Annotated in this window: 16 protein-coding genes and 3 pseudogenes; 10 read left to right on the top strand and 9 right to left on the bottom strand. The window is 72.7% G+C overall.

Annotated elements, in window-relative coordinates; genetic code table 11:
* Positions 1-37 precede the first annotated feature (37 nt).
* The 4 genes and pseudogenes from G3I77_RS33755 to G3I77_RS33740 form a co-directional block, all read left to right on the top strand.
* Positions 38-796, top strand: a pseudogene (locus G3I77_RS33755) (SpoIIE family protein phosphatase); the annotation flags it as partial.
* Positions 793-2,520, top strand: a complete 1,728-nt coding sequence (locus tag G3I77_RS33750) for a PP2C family protein-serine/threonine phosphatase (protein ID WP_248509887.1) — start codon at positions 793-795, stop codon at positions 2,518-2,520. The pseudogene G3I77_RS33755 and the gene G3I77_RS33750, both read left to right, overlap by 4 nt.
* 217 nt (positions 2,521-2,737) lie before the next feature.
* Complete coding sequence (locus tag G3I77_RS33745) at positions 2,738-4,108, top strand: NAD(P)/FAD-dependent oxidoreductase (RefSeq protein ID WP_248509878.1); 1,371 nt, start codon at positions 2,738-2,740, stop codon at positions 4,106-4,108.
* 83 nt (positions 4,109-4,191) lie between these two features.
* Entirely contained in the window at positions 4,192-6,432 is a 2,241-nt protein-coding gene (locus G3I77_RS33740) for an FUSC family protein (RefSeq protein ID WP_248509877.1), read from the top strand.
* 31 nt (positions 6,433-6,463) lie between these two features.
* Here the strand turns inward: G3I77_RS33740 and G3I77_RS33735 are convergent, their stop codons facing one another.
* From G3I77_RS33735 to G3I77_RS33710, 6 genes are all read right to left on the bottom strand, one after another.
* Positions 6,464-6,898 carry a hypothetical protein gene (locus tag G3I77_RS33735; protein WP_248509876.1) on the bottom strand — a complete coding sequence of 145 codons (435 nt, stop codon included), beginning with the start codon at positions 6,896-6,898 and terminating at the stop codon, positions 6,464-6,466.
* A gap of 28 nt (positions 6,899-6,926) precedes the next feature.
* A complete protein-coding gene (locus tag G3I77_RS33730) occupies positions 6,927-7,760 on the bottom strand; it encodes a DUF1206 domain-containing protein (RefSeq protein WP_248509875.1) in 834 nt (277 codons plus the stop codon).
* A 134-nt stretch (positions 7,761-7,894) separates the two neighbouring features.
* Positions 7,895-8,752, bottom strand: coding sequence for an ANTAR domain-containing protein (locus G3I77_RS33725; RefSeq protein WP_248509874.1), 858 nt, complete (start codon positions 8,750-8,752; stop codon positions 7,895-7,897).
* Positions 8,753-8,865: 113 nt separating this feature from the next.
* Positions 8,866-9,129, bottom strand: a complete 264-nt coding sequence (locus G3I77_RS33720; RefSeq protein WP_248509873.1) for a DUF5133 domain-containing protein — start codon at positions 9,127-9,129, stop codon at positions 8,866-8,868.
* A 29-nt stretch (positions 9,130-9,158) separates the two neighbouring features.
* Positions 9,159-10,022, bottom strand: coding sequence for a SigB/SigF/SigG family RNA polymerase sigma factor (locus G3I77_RS33715; protein ID WP_248509872.1), 864 nt, complete (start codon positions 10,020-10,022; stop codon positions 9,159-9,161).
* Between the two features lie 199 nt (positions 10,023-10,221).
* Complete coding sequence (locus G3I77_RS33710) at positions 10,222-10,656, bottom strand: ATP-binding protein (protein WP_248509871.1); 435 nt, start codon at positions 10,654-10,656, stop codon at positions 10,222-10,224.
* A gap of 266 nt (positions 10,657-10,922) precedes the next feature.
* On the opposite strand from G3I77_RS33710, the gene G3I77_RS33705 reads away from it, so the two are divergent.
* The 3 genes and pseudogenes from G3I77_RS33705 (at position 10,923) to G3I77_RS33695 (ending at position 12,456) form a co-directional block, all read left to right on the top strand.
* Positions 10,923-11,144 (top strand): hypothetical protein, encoded by a 222-nt coding sequence (locus tag G3I77_RS33705; RefSeq protein ID WP_248509869.1) that lies wholly within the window; start codon positions 10,923-10,925, stop codon positions 11,142-11,144.
* A gap of 189 nt (positions 11,145-11,333) precedes the next feature.
* A pseudogene (locus G3I77_RS33700) lies at positions 11,334-11,720 on the top strand (ornithine decarboxylase); the annotation flags it as partial.
* A 280-nt stretch (positions 11,721-12,000) separates the two neighbouring features.
* The gene (locus G3I77_RS33695; protein WP_248509867.1) at positions 12,001-12,456 is read left to right on the top strand and encodes a cyclic nucleotide-binding domain-containing protein; all 456 of its coding nucleotides are present in this window, start codon (positions 12,001-12,003) and stop codon (positions 12,454-12,456) included.
* A gap of 4 nt (positions 12,457-12,460) precedes the next feature.
* On the opposite strand, the pseudogene G3I77_RS33690 reads toward G3I77_RS33695, so the two are convergent.
* Positions 12,461-12,686 (bottom strand): annotated as a pseudogene (locus G3I77_RS33690) (MFS transporter); the annotation flags it as partial.
* 9 nt (positions 12,687-12,695) lie between these two features.
* A complete protein-coding gene (locus G3I77_RS33685) occupies positions 12,696-13,313 on the bottom strand; it encodes a LysE/ArgO family amino acid transporter (protein WP_248509865.1) in 618 nt (205 codons plus the stop codon).
* Positions 13,314-13,382: 69 nt separating this feature from the next.
* Between G3I77_RS33685 and G3I77_RS33680 the strand changes: the two genes are divergently transcribed.
* Entirely contained in the window at positions 13,383-14,282 is a 900-nt protein-coding gene (locus G3I77_RS33680; protein WP_248509864.1) for a LysR family transcriptional regulator ArgP, read from the top strand.
* Positions 14,283-14,286: 4 nt separating this feature from the next.
* On the opposite strand, the gene G3I77_RS33675 is transcribed toward G3I77_RS33680, so the two are convergent.
* Complete coding sequence (locus G3I77_RS33675; RefSeq protein WP_248509862.1) at positions 14,287-14,994, bottom strand: TetR/AcrR family transcriptional regulator; 708 nt, start codon at positions 14,992-14,994, stop codon at positions 14,287-14,289.
* A 103-nt stretch (positions 14,995-15,097) separates the two neighbouring features.
* Here G3I77_RS33675 and G3I77_RS33670 point away from each other — a divergent pair, with 103 nt between their 5' ends.
* On the top strand, positions 15,098-16,315 hold the full coding sequence (locus tag G3I77_RS33670; protein ID WP_248509860.1) for a saccharopine dehydrogenase family protein: 1,218 nt from the start codon (positions 15,098-15,100) through the stop codon (positions 16,313-16,315).
* 103 nt (positions 16,316-16,418) lie between these two features.
* Positions 16,419-16,673, top strand: coding sequence for a WhiB family transcriptional regulator (locus G3I77_RS33665; protein WP_030844076.1), 255 nt, complete (start codon positions 16,419-16,421; stop codon positions 16,671-16,673).
* The last annotated feature ends 24 nt before the right edge of the window (positions 16,674-16,697 follow it).

Raw genomic sequence — 16,697 nt, 5'->3', positions numbered from 1 at the left:
CGGGGTCACGGGCTCGGGACCGCGGACGGGCGAGTCGGACTGGCCCGTGGCGCCGGTCCACGGTCTCGCGGGCACCGCGGCCGCGGGCAGCGGGCCGAGGACGAGGACGCCGGAGCACCGCGCGGCACCGGCCCGCAGCCTCCCGGATCCCGGGGCCGCCGCGCACAACCGTTCCTTGCCGGTGGCCGGTGTGCGGGCCGGTGGGGTGAACCTCCCCTACGGGGGAGCCGAGTACTCGGGGGACGCCTGGGCGTGGGTCCGGGCCGGGGACCGGGTGACGTTGATGCTGGCGGACGGGCTGGGGCACGGGCCGGAGGCCGCGCGGGCCTCGTCCGCCGCGGTCGCGGCGCTGCACCGCTGGGCCCACGTCTCCCCCGCCGAGGCGCTGCGGCGGCTGCACGACGCGCTGAAGGGCACGCGGGGCGCGGCCGTCGCCCTGGCCCAGCTCGACCTGTCGACCGGGCGGCTGCGGTTCACCGGCATCGGGAACGTGGGGGCGCGGCTGCGCACCGACGGCACCTGGCGCCATCTGCTGTCACGGCCCGGCATCGTCGGAGTCCACCGGCCCACCACCCTCCGCGAGGAGGAGGCCGGCTGGGCGGACGACCCGCTGCTGATCCTGCACACCGACGGCCTGCCCAGCCGCTGGACGCCGCCCTCGGACCCCGCTCTGCCCGCGGCCGACCCGGCCGTGACGGCCGCCGTGACGATACGTGACGCCAGCAGTCCCGCCCGGCCGGTGCGGGACGACACCGCCGTGGCCGTGCTGACCTCGACCCCGCCGGAACGCCCATGATGCGCACTTGGCAGATCGCCACCGTCACCGACGCGGCCCGCGCCCGCATCTCGCTCGCGCGCCTGGCCGCCGCGTACGGTGTGCCCACCGTCGAACGGACCCGGCTGGCCGCCGACCTCAGCGCCCACCTGCGGCAGTGCCTCACCAAGGGCGGCACCTGGCGGCTCACCATGGACCTGGCGGGCTCCCCCGCCGAGGAGGGGCTGCTGCACGTCGTGGTGACCCCGTCGCCGGAGGCGTGCGCCGCCGGGGAGCCGCTCTGGGAGGTCACGGTCACCTGTCCCGAGACGGCCGAGGCCGCCGAGGACGGCACCGTCGCCGACGACCCCGCCGCCCTGTCGGAGGCGCTGCTCGGCGCCGACGAGGACACGGCCGTGGTGCTGGACAAGCTCACCGAGCAGGAGGACCTGGTCTCCTTCCACCGCGAGGAGCTGCACCAGACCAACCAGGGCGTGCTGGCACTGCACGCCGAGCTGGACGCGGCCGGGCGGGCCCAGCGCGAGGCCTTCGCCGCCGAGCGCAGCGCCCGCAACGAGGCGGAGAGCGCCCGGCGCAGACTGACGTTCCTCGCGGACGCGAGCGCGGTGCTGACGGCGTCGCTGAACCACGAGGAGATCGTGCGCCGGCTGCCGGACCTGCTGGTGCCCGAATACGCGCGCAGCGTCGACATCTGGCTGTTCGACCACGAGGAGGACAAGCACCGCTCGACGCCGCATCCGGCCGCCGCCGTGGTCGCGGCCCGAACCGGGCGGCCCCAGTACGCCGCCGACCACCCCGGCAACCTGCCCGGCGTCGACGACCACCCGCCGTCGGCGCTGGAGCCCGGGCGGCCGCTGCTGTGTGTGCCGCTGCCGACGCGGCGAGCCCCGCTGGGGATCCTGACGCTGTCGCCGCCCGGTGCGCGCTGGGACCCGGACGACGCGGTGATGCTGATCGAGCTCACCCGCCGGGCCAGCATCGCCATCGACAACGCCCGGCGCTTCGAGCACAACCGCGACATCGCCGAGACGCTGCAGCGCGCCCTGCTGACGGATCTGCCGGCCACGCCCGGCCTCAGCCTGGCCGCGCGGTACCTTCCGGCCACGCACGGGCTGAACATCGGCGGCGACTGGTACGACGCGTTCCCCCAGCGGGACGGCGGCCTCATCACCGTCATCGGCGACGTGACCGGACACGGTCTGCACGCGGCGGTCATGATGAGCCAGCTGCGCACCGCACTGCGGGCGTACGCCGTCGACGGCGACAGCCCCGGCCGGCTGCTGACCCGGCTGCACCGGTTCCTGCACCATCTCCAGCCGGACCTGTACGCCACCGCCGTCATCGCCCGGTTCCACCCGGACGAGCCCACGCTGACCTGGGCCGCCGCGGGGCATCCGCCGCCGGTGCTGCGGCTGCCCGACGGCACCGTACGCACGCTCGACGCCAAGCCCGGCGCGATGCTCGGCATCCCGCTCACCCAGGAGATCGCCGACCACACGGAGCAGCTGGCGCCCGGTTCGACCCTCGCGCTGTACACGGACGGGCTGGTGGAGCGCCGTGCGCAGGGCATAGACCCGGGCATCGAGCGGCTGGCCTCGGCGCTCGGCGGGTTCCGTTCAGCGGAGCTGGACGCGGACCTGGAGGGCTCGGCGGACCGGATTCTGCATCCGCTGCTGAGCGATTCCGAGCGGGACGACGACGTGTGTCTGTTGCTGTGTCATTTCCAGGGCGGCGCCCGCTCCTGACGGCGGGTCCGGCGGGCCGGGTGTGCACGCGTTCTTCACTCCCGCCTGGTGCTTTTCGGCCACGGTGCGGGCATGGTGGTGATCGACGCATTCGTCTGCCTGCCGCGTCCCGCTGGCGTACCGGCCGGACACACGGTGGGATCGAAAGGGTGCGAACCGGCGATCCAGGGGCAGTCGGAAGGCGTTCGAGGCAGACCGCCTGGAGCCGCAGAAAGGGATGAACACCGTGACACGACCCAGGATCCTGGTGGTTGGCGCAGGCTTCGCCGGCGTGGAGTGCGTCCGCCGTCTGGAACGGAAACTCTCCCCGGACGAGGCCGACGTCACGCTGGTGACGCCGTTCGCCTACCAGCTCTACCTGCCGCTGCTCCCCCAGGTCGCCTCCGGCGTGCTGACGCCGCAGTCGATCGCCGTCTCCCTGCGCCGCAGCAAGAAGTACCGCACGCGGATCATTCCGGGCGGCGCCATCGGCGTGGACCTGAAGTCGAAGATCTGCGTCATCCGCACCATCACCGACGAGATCGTCAACGAGCCGTACGACTACATCGTGCTGGCGCCCGGCAGCATCACCCGCACCTTCGACATCCCGGGGCTGACGGACCACGCGTTCGGGATGAAGACGCTCGCCGAGGCTGCGTACATCCGTGACCACGTCATCTCGCAGCTTGACCTGGCCGACGCGAGCCAGGACCCCGTGGAGCGGGCCTCGCGGCTGCAGTTCGTGGTGGTCGGCGGCGGCTACGCGGGCACCGAGACCGCGGCCTGCCTGCAGCGGCTGACGCACGCGGCGGTCAAGCGCTACCCGCGGCTGGACCCGGGTCTGATCAAGTGGCATCTGATCGACATCGCGCCGAAGCTGATGCCGGAACTGGGCGACAAGCTCGGCAGCAGCGCGCAGGAGATCCTGCGCCGGCGCGGTATCGACATCTCCCTGGGCACCTCCATCGCCAAGGCGGGCCCCGAGGAGGTCACCTTCACCGACGGGCGGGTGGTCCCGACCCGCACGCTCATCTGGACCGCCGGGGTCGTCGCCAGCCCACTCATCGCCACGCTCGGCGCGGAGACCGTCAAGGGGCGGCTCGCGGTCGCCTCCGAGATGAACCTGCCGGGCAACGACGGGGTGTTCGCGCTCGGCGACTCGGCCGCCGTGCCCGACCTGGCCAAGGGGGACGGGGCCATGTGCCCGCCCACCGCGCAGCACGCCCTGCGGCAGGGCAGGCACGTCGCCGACAACGTCATCGCGTCACTGCGGGGCCAGGCGATGAAGCCGTACGTCCACAAGGACCTCGGGCTCGTCGTCGACCTCGGCGGCACCGACGCGGTCTCCAAGCCGCTGGGCATCGAACTGCGCGGGCTGCCCGCCCAGGCCGTGGCCCGCGGCTACCACTGGTCGGCGCTGCGCACCAACGTGGCCAAGACGCGGGTGATGACGAACTGGCTGCTCAACGCGGTCGCCGGTGACGATTTCGTACGGACCGGGTTCCAGGCCCGCAGGGCGGCGCGGCTGAAGGACTTCGAGTACACCGACGCCTATCTGACGCCGGAACAGGTGCGGGCGCAGATCGAGGGGTCGCCCGGGCCGGAGTAGGCCGGGCCGGTCGGGGGCTCCCGCCGGTGGCATGTCATGCTGAGATACGGATCTTGGTGTGAGTCGGGAGAGAGTGCGGCGGCGTGAGGGCAGCGGGACGCGCGGTGCGGGCACGACTGCGGGACCGGATCGCGGCGTCCGACCCCGGACTGCTGCGTCTGACGGCCGGGTTGCGGACGGTCGGCGCGATCGCCCTGACCGTGGCCGTGCTCTCCCTGCTGGGCGCCGATGTGCACCTGCTGGTGGCGGGGGCCATGGCGGCGATGGTCGCCACCTTCGCCATCCGGGAGAAGCAGCCGGCCGCGCAGGCCGTGACGCTGGCGCTGGGGCTGCCGGTGGCTCTGGCATCGGTGTCCCTCGGCGCGGTGCTCAATGCGCGTCTCGTCGTCGGTGACGTCTTCTTCGTCGTCCTGATCTTCTGCGCGGTCTACGGCCGCCGGTTCGGTGACCGGGGCACCGCGCTCGGGCTGATCGGCTTCCAGGTCTACTTCCTGTCCCTGTTCGTCGGCGCCACCGTCTCCAGGCTGCCCGCGCTGTGCGGTGCGATCGCCCTGGCGTTCGCCTCCAGCGCCCTACTGCGCTTCGCGATCGTGCCCGCGACGCCCACGGGTGTGCTGCTGCGGATGCGGCTGGCCTTCCGCGCGCGGCTGGCGCAGCTGGTGTCCGCGCAGCTCGAACTCCTCGACGCCCCCGCGGACGAGATGGACAAGGCGCTGGAGGCCGTGCGCGAGGGCACCGCGCGGCTCCACGAGACGGCGATGATGATCCAGGACCGGCTGGAGGAGGGCACCCCGGACGAGTCGGCGGCGCGGCTGGTGCAGCGCAGGATCGCGGACGCCGAGATCGCCGCCGAGCGGCTCGGCCTGCTGCTGCTGTCCGCCCGTAGCGCCGAGCGGGCCGACACCCTCACCCTGCACCTGCCGGGCGCGCCCGCCCCGTCGGTGGCCGGGCCGGCCGTGCCGGACGAGACGGGTGCCACGCTCCGCCGCGATCTGCAGGCGCTGCACGCCTTGGTGCTGCGGACGGGCACCGGCGACACGGGCACCGGGCTGGCCCATGTGCGCAACCGTCTCCTCGGCTACCGGGACGAGGAGAACCTGCCGCCGGCGTCGGCCGCCGCCCAGGACGTCTTCCGCGGCATCGGCGAGTCGGCCCGTGCGGTGCTCGGGCTGCGGATCGCGCTGGACGGCCCGCAGGACGAGTCGGACGACACCCCCGCGACGGCCCGCTCCCGTGAGGAGCTGGACGCCGAGGACGCCGCGATCGACGGCGGCGAGGAACCGGAGCAGGAGGAGCAGACGGGACTGCGGCGGCCCACCACGCGTGCCGCCGTACAGGTCGCCGTCGGGTCATCGCTGGCCATCGTGGGCGGCGAGCTGCTGTCCACGCAGCGCTGGTACTGGGCGGTGCTGACGTGCTGGATCGTTTTCCTCAACACCGCGTCGACGGGCGAGATCCTGGTCAAGGGGTACCGGCGGCTGCTGGGCACGGTGTTCGGCGTGGTGGCCGGCATCGTCCTGGCGGGGCTGGTCGGCAACCACACCTGGACGGCGTTCGCCCTGGTCCTGGTGCTGATCTTCGCGATGTTCTACACGGCGCCGCTGTCGTACACCCTGATGTCGTTCTTCGTCACCGCGATGCTGGGGCTGCTGTACACGCTGCTGCACACCTACAGCCTCGAGGTGCTCGTGCTGCGGATCGAGGAGACGGCGATCGGCGTGGTCTGCGGGGTGGTCGCGGCGGCGCTGGTCCTGCCGGTGCAGACGGATCGCCGTACCAACGAGCTGCTCGTCACCGTGCTGGAGCGGCTGGCCGAGGTCACGGAGGCCGCGGTCGGCCAGCTCAGCGGCGGACCGGCGGACGAGCTGCTGGACAAGGCGCGCGACCTGGACCAGGCGCTGGCCGATCTGCGGGGCGCGACCCAGCCGCTGATCCACCCGGTCACACCGCTGCGGACCCGGCGTCACACGGCCCGGTACGTGGTGGCGCTGCTGGAGACGTGCGCGTACCACGCGCGGACGCTGGCGGCGACCGCCGAGCTGCTGCCGACGCATCCCTCGATCGCGGCGGACCCGCGACTTCGCGGAGCCGCCGGGCGCACGGTGCGCAACATCGAGACCATCGCGGCCCGGGTCGCCGACGAGCACGCGGACGTGCAGGCCGAAACCGGGCCGAGCATCGCCTCCCTGCTGGGATCGGACGCCGGCACACCGCGCTACGGCCGCATCACCGACCGCGTGCTGCGGCATCTGGAGCGGCTGGACGAGGCCGTGGTGGGTCTCGCGCGGCCGCTGGGCGTGCCGGTGGCGGCGCCCAAGGGGTGAGAGCCGCCCCGGGAGTGAGAGGCGCTGCCCGTCAGAAGTCCGTGGGCAGGCCGCTCACCTCGGCGATGCCCCGCAGTTCCTCGGTCTGCTTGTGCCGGTCCCGGATGTAGTCGGCTATCTCGCCGAGGCGGATCGGGTCGGACGCGGTGGTGGCGTCCGTGACGATCCTGACCGGGCCGGTGTCGTCGACGTCGAGTTCGACCACTTCGTTGTCCAGGCGGCCGGTGACGGCGGTGGCGATGACGAGGGCCACCTCGTCACGGACCTCTTGGGGCAGTTCGTCGTTGGCGCCGGAGTCGAGCGCGAAGTCGAGGCTGGACAGGCGTTCCTCGTCGATCGCCTCGAGGACCGGTTCCACCGCGCGCATCAGAAGGCGGTAGTCCTCCGTGTCCATCCGGATGCGCAGGAGGTCCAGGTACACGTCCACGGGCCGGCCGTCGCCATGCGGAATCTCGGAATCGCTCATTGGCTTCGTGTTCCCCGCAGAACGCGGCTCAGACGCGTCGCCACCGGGCCATGGCGAAGGAGAACATTCCGAAGAGCACCAGCCCGGCCGCCACGCAGACCAGCAGCCAGGGGCCGAGCGGGGTGTCGGCGAAGGAGCGCAGGGTGTCGTCCAGGCCCTTGGCCCGGTCGGGCTCGTAGTCGACTGCGGCGCGGACGGCGAAGACACCGGCCACCGCGAACACCAGCCCGCGGGCCGCGCCGCCGACCACGCCGGTGACGTCCACCAGCTGCCGCGTCCGGCGGCTCATCTGCCCCAGCCGGAGCTTGTCGTGGTACTTGCGCAGCACCGCGCGTACGGCGATCCAGCCGCCCGCCGCGACGATCGCGATCCCGGCGGCACCGACCAGCCACTGGCCGGCGGGTATCTCCAGGGCCCTGGCCGTGGCGTCCCGGGACTGCTGGTCGCTGGATCCGCTCTGGTGGCGGCTGGCCGCGAACGACAGCACCGAGTAGGCGACGAAGACGTAGAAGGCGAAGCGGACCGTCGCCATCAGCCGCTTGCGTGCGCTGCGGCCGTCCTTGCCGATCGAGCCGAAGAGCGCTTCGGACAGCCGCCACAGGGCCATGCCGACGAGCCCGATGCCCAGCGCCCACAGCAGCACCGCGCCGAACGGCTTCTGTGCCAGTTCCTGCAGGGCTCCCCCGCGGTCGGCCTGCCGGCCCGTGTCACCGAAGGCGATCTGCAGAGCCAGCGCTCCGACGAGCAGATAGATCACGCCCCGGGCGGTGAAGCCCGCCCGTGCCGCCCCCTCGGTCACCGAACCCCGCGCCATTCGGCGGGCCCGGAACCGACCGCCCTGTGCCATCGCAGTCGTGTTCATGTCGACCTCCCGGCAGTCCGGATGCCCCGGGTCGGCGCCCACACACCCGGCGCAGCCTCCGGACCAGGGGATTCCGGTTCCAGGCCGGGTCCCGTCCTCCACAGCGACACGGCGGCGCCACTTCCGTAACGGGCTCAGGACCGCCGGAGCCTCGATCCGTGGCCGGCGCGGCCGAGGGCGTGCAGGTGCTCCAGGGCGTCCAGGACCACCGTGCGGTCGTGCCAGGCGAGCCAGCGTCCGGCCTGGCCGCCCACGGTGTCGAGGGCCTTGGTCTGGGCCGCCGTCAGTCCGCTCAGGGGCCGGTCCAGGTGGGCCGAGACCATGCCGACGCACATCCCGGACGCGGTCGTCAGCGGGACGCTGTGGCAGGCCCTGCTGCCCGCCGCGAGGATGGCCCGCCGGGCCGGTTCGGTGAACACCGGGTCGCTCTCCACGTCGTGCACGGTGACCTGGGCGATGTCCCGGGCGGCCCGGGCGCAGGAGGTGCCGTCCTCGCCGACGTGGGCGAAGAAGTCGACGAAGTCGGCCGTGAGGCCGGTGTGCTGCTCGATGCGCAGACCTCCCCGCGCAGGGTCGGTGAGCTGCACGTTGCCCATGTCGGTGCCGACCACCGCCAGGGTGGAACTCAGCACGGCCTTCAGGACGGCACTGCGGCTGCCGGACCCGGACCGGTGCGCCTGGGTGAACGTCAGGTCGGGTTCCGGCCCGCGGACGCGCCGCGGGAACCACAGCGTGTCCCGCCCGCCGGGGCGCGGTGCGGTCACCAGGACGCCGGCCAGCGTGCGCAGCTTGACGTTGTACCGCTGGGAGGCCCGCTGCAGCAGAGCGAAGGCGCTCTCCCCGTCGGGCAGCGCGTAGCGCTCCTGCAGAATGCCCTGGGCCTGCGAGATCAGCGGGTGGACGCGGGCCCGGGCCCGCAGGTCGCGCACCTCGGCACGCAGGCGCTCCACCTCGCCGTCGTCTTCGGCCGCTGCCCGCCCGGCTGTGTACATGGGACTCCTGAGATGTCGATGGCATGACGCGAACGGGCCCGGCCGCGGCTTCCGCCGTCGGCCGGGCCCTCGTCCCGTCTCGCCTTCCCCGTCGTGTCAGTGGCACACGCGCATCAGGCGGGCTCCGGGGCCGGCATGCGCTGTCCGGTCGTCGGCGCAGCGGGTTCGCGGACCGGTGCGGGTGCGGCCGCGAGCCACTGGTGGGCGGCTTCCAGGGCGCGCTTGACGTCCCTGGTGCCGGTGGACACGCACAACGTGTACGCCAGGTCGCGTGCCCTGGGATTCAGCTCCGCCGGTCCGCGGGCGGCCCCGGCGGCAGCCAGGGCCTCGTACTCGTCGACGAGTCGGCGCAGCACGGCGGGGTGGGGCCTCAGCATGGTCGTTCGCTCCTCGTGGGGTCGGATGGTCATGCCGTGGTGGAGGTGCCGTCGCTCCCCCGGGTGCCCGTCCGCTGTCCCAGGACCTCGTCGCGCACGCGGGCGCAGCTGCGGCTGATGAGGCGGGAGACGTGCATCTGGGAGATGCCGAGGTGGTCGGCGATACGGCTCTGGGTCATGTCCTCGAAGAAGCGCATGTAGAGGATGGCCCGTTCGCGTTCCGGCAGGCGGCGCAGGCCTTCCTTGGCGGACTCGCGGTCCACGACGACGTCGTAGGACGAGTCGGCCGCGCCGAGGGTGTCCGCGAGGCTGTAGCCGTCGTCGTCGGCCGAGAGCTCGGCGTCCAGCGACAGGGTGCTGAAGCTGTCCAGGGCCTCGAGCCCGGCGTTGACCTCTTCCTCGGTCAGGCCGGTGTGGCTGGCGAGGTCCGCCACGGAAGGCTCGGGGCTGCCCGGGTTCTGGGTGAGTTCGCGGCGTGCCACCCGCACCTTGTTGCGCAGCTCCTGCACACGGCGGGGGACCCGCAGGGCCCACATGCGGTCCCTGAAGTGGCGCTTGACCTCGCCGGTGATGGTGGGGACGGCGTAACTCTCGAAGGCACCCCGGCTCGGGTCGAACCGGTCGACGGCCTTGACCAGGCCCAGTGCGGCGACCTGCCGGAGATCCTCGATCGACTCTCCGCGGTCGCGGAAGCGGCCGGCGATGCGGTGGGCCATGGGCAGCCACAGGGCGACCAGTTCGTCGCGGACGGCCTCCCGCTCGGGCCCCTCTTCCAGCTCCGCCATCCGGGCGAAGAGGGCGGCGGTGTCGGGGGCGTCGTCGTGCCGCCGCCGGGGAGCGGTGGTCACCGTTTCGGGCGTGCCGGGACGATGGGTGGGCGTTTCGATGAGCATGCGGATTCGCTCCTGAACGGTGGTATCAGGGACTGACCGCGGGAAGGCTGATGCCCGGATCGCCTGGAGGGCCTCCGGGGCAGTCATACCGCTCCCGCTGGCGCGCCTCCGGTCCGAAGCACGAAATTGCGTCTGCCCTGCCCCCGGTGGAACAAACTCCGCTTTGCTGTGCAATCTGTGGAGTACCGGCTCACGGGGTTCAGGACAGAGGTACGACGGCGGTGATGCACTTGCCCCCAGCGGGCAGGTCCGACACGCGGACGTCGCGGGCGAGCCGGCAGACTATGGGCCAGCCGTGGCCGCCGTGCCGAAGCCGTCCGTGCAGATCGGTGCGTGGCATGACCACGGGCAGCGCGTCACTGCCGTCGCTCACCGACACTCGCACGCCGGGGCCGTCGACGTCCACCTGGAAGTCGGTGACACCGCCGCCGTGCAGGATCGCGTTGGTGGTCAGCTCCGAGACGACGAGCAGCGCGTCGGACAGGGCGTCCGTGTCGCACGGGGTGTGGGTGGCCCGGCAGCGTTCGGCCACGGCTCGCTCCACCGCCCGGCGCGCCTCGGCAGGTTTGCACGGCCGGGCCCGGTGAACGCCGGGCGGCTCGAATACGGATTCGATCATGTGCTCGTCGCACATTCTGCAGCTCCCTGTCGGCACGGACGAACCGGGTCCTGACCGCTTTTCCGTGGCCGCCCGCACGGGCCTGCCCGGGGCCCGCGGACCCGCTGCTTGCTTCGACCTGGCGCGGCGTTCGGGGCGCGCACCGTGAGCGCCGCGGTCTTACTCTTCGGCTCACCTTTCGCCGCACCTGCAAACCTCCGGTCCGGCCGGAAGACCCGAAAACACCTCGAACGGCCGTGCCCCGGTGCCATCTCCGGGCCTTGGGCGGGTAGGCGGTGTGCATGACCGATGTGGTGGATTCGGACGAGCTGCTGCGGCGCATCCGGCGCGCGAGGGACTGCGCGGTGCAGGAGGAGCGGACGTGGCGGACCAGGAGCGAGGAGCTGGACGCGACCGACCCGCAGGGGGCCCGTGACGCGACCGTGCGGCGGATGTCCTACGAGGCGGTGCTGCGGGTGCTGGACGAGATCGTGACTCCGGGCAGACACGTCCCGGAGGGCTGACCGGGCGGAGGCCGGTGGCCTGTTCGGACGGGGCCCGCGAGGGCACCGCCTGGAACCCGGCGCGCATGACGGTCGACCACCCATAGGCACCGGTTCGGGAAGCCCTGGGCGAGTACCGGCGCAAGGGGCATCTGTCTCCGAGCACACGTTCTTCGGCACCTGCGGGAGTTCCCTTCGGTGAAGGCCGCGATGCTGTCGGTCGCGGGGCTCGGGATCACGGGCTACCGGGCGGCGGACTGGCTGCGCGAGCACCGGCACATCGACGCGCATCCGGTGGATCACCGGCGCATGGGCTCCCCAGATCACCCATGGCGACGACCGGGAGACCACCAGGCCGTCGCTGGAGGCGCTGCGGGACCTCGCGCGGGCCACGCCCGGCCTGCCCAGGGCGCCGCGGCGGAGGTTCCGTCGCCCACGGAGCTGCGGAGCAGGCGGTGCCGCCCCCGGGACGCGTTCTTCGGCACGGCCTCGGCCGGGCCGGTGCCGGCGTACCTGCGGACAGGGCTGGACGCGGGCATGCACCTGCCCGGCCCCGAGGCCCCGGAGCTGGAGACGGTCCGGGTGCTCGTGCGGTGACCCGGACGTGAAACAGGTCACGCAACCCGGCCTCGGGGACGCACACAGGGCCCAGATGGTTTATTGTTCATCCATACGTGGTGCCGGAGTCGACCCCTCGTCCTCCGCGCATCACCGCTTACGGCCCTGGCTGGTCTCCCCCGTCCAGCCAGGGCTTTTTCATGCCCGGACGGCCTGCAGGAAGAAGTCTCGTACGCCGAGGTGCCCAGGGCCCCGCCAGCGGCTGAAATGGGCTAAGGGACAGCACCGCAGTCGACCTCCCGGCGAGGAGCTCCGCGTCATGACCAAAGCGATCAAACTCCTGACCGCCCTGCCTCCGCCCCAGCGGCAGCGTCTGATGACGCTCGCCCGGGAGGTGTCCTTTCCCGAGGACGCCCGGATCTTCGAGGCGGACGGCACGGCCGACCGCTTCTGGATCATCCGCTCCGGCGCCGTCTCCCTGGACCAGCAGGTGAACTCGCTGCAGCGGGTGACCGTGGCCAGCCTCGGCGCGGGCGACCTGCTCGGCTGGTCGTGGCTGTTCCCTCCGTACACCTGGGACTTCGGCGCGGTGGCGTTCAGCCCGGTGCGGGCCTACGAGTTCGACGCCGGGTCCGTACTGGCGCTGTGCGAGGAGGACCCGGAGCTCGGGCTGATGCTGGTACGGAACGTCGCCGAGGTGCTCGCGCACCGGCTGGAGATGACCCGGGGCAAGCTGATGGAGCAGTACACGCTGCACCGGCGCGGAGCCCTGTGAGGCGTCAGACGCGGTAGCGCCGCAGCGCCGGTACGGCGGCGGCCAGCACCAGCATCACCGCGACGACCAGCAGTCCGCCGCCGCAACGGCGGTGCGGGGGCCGAAGGCGGAGCCCGCGGTGCCGTGCAGCACGCCGGCGAGGCGCGGGCCGCCCGCCACGACGACGGTGAAGACGCCCCGCATGCGCCCGCGCGTCTCGTCGGTGGCGCGGACAGCAGGATCGCACCGCGGCCGAGGTGTCAGCTTCCGATGACGAGCACGGCACCGAGCACGATCATGGTGGCGGCGACCAGGCCGTCCAGAACACGCCAGGCCGCGGGCTTGGCGAGGAAGCGGCCGAGCATCCGGGCGCCGAAGCCCAGAGCCGTGAACCAGCACAGGCTGGCCAGCACGGCGCCGAGGCCGAAGGTCCAGCGCAGCGCACCCTGGTCGGCGGCGACAGAGCCCAGCAGGAACACGGTGTCGAGGTAGACGTGCGGGTTGAGCCAGGTCATCGCCAGGCAGGTGAGCACGGCCCGGCGTACCGATCCGGCCGCCTCCCCCTCCGTCCGCAGTGCACCGCCGTCCGGCCGGAACACCCGGCGGGCGGCCAGGGCGCCGTAGCCCAGCAGGAACGCGCCGCCGATCCAGCCGACCACCGTCAGCGCGCCCGGCCACTTCACCACCACCGCGCCGACCCCGCCGACCCCGAGCGCGATGAGCGCGGCGTCGGACAGGGCGCAGATCCCGACGACGGCGAGGACGGCCTGGCGGCGGATCCCCTGGCGCAGGACGAAGGCGTTCTGGGCGCCGATGGCGACGATGAGGGACAGTCCGGTGCCGAAACCGGCGGCGCCGGCGGTGAAGGTGCTGGTCATGACGTCGACGCTACGGACGCGCCCGACCAAGGTCCAGCTAAGGATTCTTACGTATCATTAGCATGCGTGATGATGACGGATCTCCCGCTGGACCAGGTGCGGACCCTGCTCGCCGTAGTGGACGAGGGAACGTTCGACGCGGCGGCGGCCGCGCTGCATGTGACGCCGTCGGCGATCAGCCAGCGCGTGAAGGCGCTGGAGCAGCGCACGGGGCGGGTCCTGCTGCTGCGGACCAAGCCGGTGCGGCCGACCGAGTCGGGCGAGGTGCTGGTGCGGCTGGCCCGCCAGGTGGCGCGGCTGGAGCACGACGCGCACGCGGAGCTCGGGCTGAGCGGCACCGGGGAGCCGACGCGGGTGTCGGTGGCGGTGAACGCGGACTCGCTGGCCACCTGGTTCCTGCCCGTCCTCACCCGTGTGCCGCAGGAGCCGCGGCTCTGCTTCGAGCTGCGCCGCGAGGACGAGGACCACACGGCGGCCCTGCTGCGGGAGGGCGTGGTGATGGCCGCGGTGACCTCGTCGCCGGACCCCGTGCCGGGCTGCTCCGTGCGGTCGCTCGGACGGATGCGCTACCTCCCCGTGGCCGCCCCGGACTTCGCCGCGCGCCACCTCGGCGGGCCCCTGGCCCAGGCGCTGACGGAGGTGCCCGTGATGGTCTTCGACCAGCGTGACGACTTCCAGGACGGCTTCGTCCGCGGGCTCACCCGGGGGCGGAGCGGCGCGAGCGCGCTGCGGCACTATGTGCCGACCTCGGAGGGCTTCGTCGAGGCCGTCGCCGCCGGGCTGGGCTGGGGCCTGGTGCCGGAGCCCCAGGCGGATCCCCTGCTGCGCGACGGCCGGCTCGTCCGCATCGCCCCGGGCCGCACGGTCGACGTGCCGCTGTACTGGCAGCAGTGGAAGCTCGACTCACCGGCGCTGGCGCAGGTGGCGGAGGCGGTGACGGCCACCGCCGCGGAGGCGCTGCGCGCCTGACGCCTCAGTCCCGGATGCTTTCCAGCCGGGCCGCCGCGCTGTCCAGCAGCATCTCCAGGGCCGTCGGGTAGGCGCTGGTGAGCATGCGGGTGGCGAGCAGGGGCGCCGCCTCGGCGATGCGGGGATGGGTCGTGGCGGGCAGGCGGCCGTACGTCGAGCGCCACATGTCCTCGTCGGCGTGCAGCGAGTCGCTGGGCAGGGCGAGCGAGGCGGCGTCCAGCGCGGCGAAGGCCAGTGTCTGGTCGATGAAGGCGTGGTAGATGCGCACGGTGTCGGGCAGCGGGAATCCGGCCGTGCGCAGGAGGCCCAGGACGGCCTCGTCGGCGGCCAGCTCATGGGCCCGGCCCGTGACGCGGTTCGTGGTCAGCAGGGCGGCCTGGGGGTGGGCGAGGTACGCGGCGTGAACACGCAGCCCGAAGGACCGCAGGTCCGCCCGCCACTCCCCCGTGGGCCGCCAGCCCTCCAGCGCCTGGCCGATGAGCGCGTCGCCGATGGCGAGGGTCAGGTCGTCCATGCCCCGGAAGTACCGGTAGAGCGTGCTCGGGTCGGCGTCCAGGGCGAGGCCCAGCCGGCGGGCGGTCAGTCCCGCGCTGCCGTGTTCGCGCAGCATGCGCAGCGCGGTCTCGACGATCAGCTCCTCGGACAGCACGGTGCCGCTCTTGGTGGGCCTGCGCCGACGGCGTTTCTCCTCCGGCACCACGGGCTTGGGCACGACGCCTCCCTCCTTATGCCAACGCCATTGACCTTATGACACGGCACGGCGTTTCATCTCTGCAAGGGCGCGTCACGTTCTTCGCAAAAAGGGAGTTTCTGTCATGCGTGTACTGCTCGTGGGTGCCGGTGGTGTGGGCGGGGCGATCACCCGGATCGCGGCCCGTCGGCCGTTCTTCGAGGCGATGGTGGTGGCGGACTACGACCCGGACCGGGCCGAGGCGGCGGTCGCGGCCCTGGGCGGTGACCCGCGGTTCACCGCCGAGCAGGTGGACGCGGGCGACGAGGCGGCCGTGACACGCCTGCTCGGCTGGCACCGCTGCGACGTCCTGCTCAACGCCACCGACCCCCGCTTCGTGATGCCCCTGTTCCGCGCGGCCCGCGCCGCGGGCGCCACCTATCTCGACATGGCGATGTCGCTGTCCCGCCCGCACGCCGAGCGGCCCTACGAGGAGTGCGGGGTCAAGCTCGGCGACGAGCAGTTCGCGCAGGCCGCCGACTGGGAGAAGGAGGGACTGCTGGCCCTCGTCGGCATGGGTGTGGAGCCGGGCATGTCGGACGTCTTCGCGCGCTTCGCCGCCGACGAACTCTTCGACGAGATCGAGGAGATCGGCATCCGCGACGGCGCGAACCTGACCGTCGACGGCTACGACTTCGCACCCTCCTTCAGCATCTGGACCACCATCGAGGAGTGCCTCAACCCGCCGGTCGTCTACGAGACCGGCAAGGGCTGGTTCACCACCGAACCCTTCAGCGAGCCCGAGGTCTTCGACTTCCCCGAGGGCATCGGCCCGGTCGAGTGCGTGAACGTGGAGCACGAGGAGGTGCTGCTCGTCCCGCGCTGGGTCGACGCCCGCCGGGTGACCTTCAAGTACGGCCTGGGCCGGGAGTTCGTCGAGACGTTGAAGACGTTGCATCTGCTGGGCCTGGACCGCACCGACCCGGTGACCGTGCCCGGGCCGGACGGCCCGGTGCAGGTCTCGCCCCGGGACGTGGTCGCCGCGTGCCTGCCCGACCCGGCGACGCTGGGCGAGCGCATGCACGGCAAAACGTGTGCGGGCACCTGGGTGCGGGGTGTGAAGGACGGCGAGCCGCGCGAGGTGTACCTGTACCACGTGGTCGACAACCAGTGGTCCATGACGGAGTACGGCTCCCAGGCGGTGGTGTGGCAGACCGCGATCAACCCCGTCGTCGCGCTCGAACTCCTCGCGACGGGCGCCTGGTCCGGGGCGGGCGTGCTCGGCCCGGAGGCCTTCCCGGCCCGGCCGTTCCTGGACCTGCTGACGGACTACGGCTCCCCCTGGGGCATGCGGGAGCAGTGAACGGCTGCCGGGGAACGCCCTGTTTCAGCGCGCATCGACAGGTCACCCGAAGAGGAGTAAGCATCCGAGAGAGCACGTTTCTACTGCGATGCAGGTGACTTCGATGGACAACTGGCGAGACCACGCTGCCTGTCGGCACGAGGACCCCGAGCTCTTCTTCCCGATCGGCACCTCCGGCCCGGCTCTGTTGCAGACGGAGCAGGCCAAGGCGGTGTGCCGACGGCGCTGCCCGGTGCAGGAGCAGTGTCTGCAATGGGCCCTGGACACCGGCCAGTCCATCGGCGTGTGGGGCGGGACGAGCGAGAACGAACGGCGTGCGCTGAAGCGCCGCACGGCCGCCCGCCGCCGCTCCGGCTGATACCGGCCCGCACCCCTGGGAACC

It is taken from the genome of Streptomyces sp. D2-8 (genome assembly GCF_023184515.1).
Classification (GTDB): Bacteria; Actinomycetota; Actinomycetes; order Streptomycetales; family Streptomycetaceae; genus Streptomyces.
Note: the sequence above shows the minus strand (reverse complement) of the source record. Positions and strands in the feature narration are given on the sequence as shown.

What these genes read in the sequence shown, in the direction of transcription:
- G3I77_RS33750 (WP_248509887.1), top strand. Translation starts at nt 793, where the DNA reads ATGATGCGCACTTGGCAGATCGCCACCGTCACCGACGCGGCCCGCGCC.
- G3I77_RS33745 (WP_248509878.1), top strand. Translation starts at nt 2,738, where the DNA reads ATGAACACCGTGACACGACCCAGGATCCTGGTGGTTGGCGCAGGCTTC.
- G3I77_RS33735 (WP_248509876.1), bottom strand. Translation starts at nt 6,898, where the DNA reads ATGAGCGATTCCGAGATTCCGCATGGCGACGGCCGGCCCGTGGACGTG.
- G3I77_RS33730 (WP_248509875.1), bottom strand. Translation starts at nt 7,760, where the DNA reads ATGAACACGACTGCGATGGCACAGGGCGGTCGGTTCCGGGCCCGCCGA.
- G3I77_RS33725 (WP_248509874.1), bottom strand. Translation starts at nt 8,752, where the DNA reads ATGTACACAGCCGGGCGGGCAGCGGCCGAAGACGACGGCGAGGTGGAG.
- G3I77_RS33720 (WP_248509873.1), bottom strand. Translation starts at nt 9,129, where the DNA reads ATGCTGAGGCCCCACCCCGCCGTGCTGCGCCGACTCGTCGACGAGTAC.
- G3I77_RS33715 (WP_248509872.1), bottom strand. Translation starts at nt 10,022, where the DNA reads ATGCTCATCGAAACGCCCACCCATCGTCCCGGCACGCCCGAAACGGTG.
- G3I77_RS33710 (WP_248509871.1), bottom strand. Translation starts at nt 10,656, where the DNA reads ATGTGCGACGAGCACATGATCGAATCCGTATTCGAGCCGCCCGGCGTT.
- G3I77_RS33705 (WP_248509869.1), top strand. Translation starts at nt 10,923, where the DNA reads ATGACCGATGTGGTGGATTCGGACGAGCTGCTGCGGCGCATCCGGCGC.
- G3I77_RS33695 (WP_248509867.1), top strand. Translation starts at nt 12,001, where the DNA reads ATGACCAAAGCGATCAAACTCCTGACCGCCCTGCCTCCGCCCCAGCGG.
- G3I77_RS33685 (WP_248509865.1), bottom strand. Translation starts at nt 13,313, where the DNA reads ATGACCAGCACCTTCACCGCCGGCGCCGCCGGTTTCGGCACCGGACTG.
- G3I77_RS33680 (WP_248509864.1), top strand. Translation starts at nt 13,383, where the DNA reads ATGATGACGGATCTCCCGCTGGACCAGGTGCGGACCCTGCTCGCCGTA.
- G3I77_RS33670 (WP_248509860.1), top strand. Translation starts at nt 15,098, where the DNA reads ATGCGTGTACTGCTCGTGGGTGCCGGTGGTGTGGGCGGGGCGATCACC.
- G3I77_RS33665 (WP_030844076.1), top strand. Translation starts at nt 16,419, where the DNA reads ATGGACAACTGGCGAGACCACGCTGCCTGTCGGCACGAGGACCCCGAG.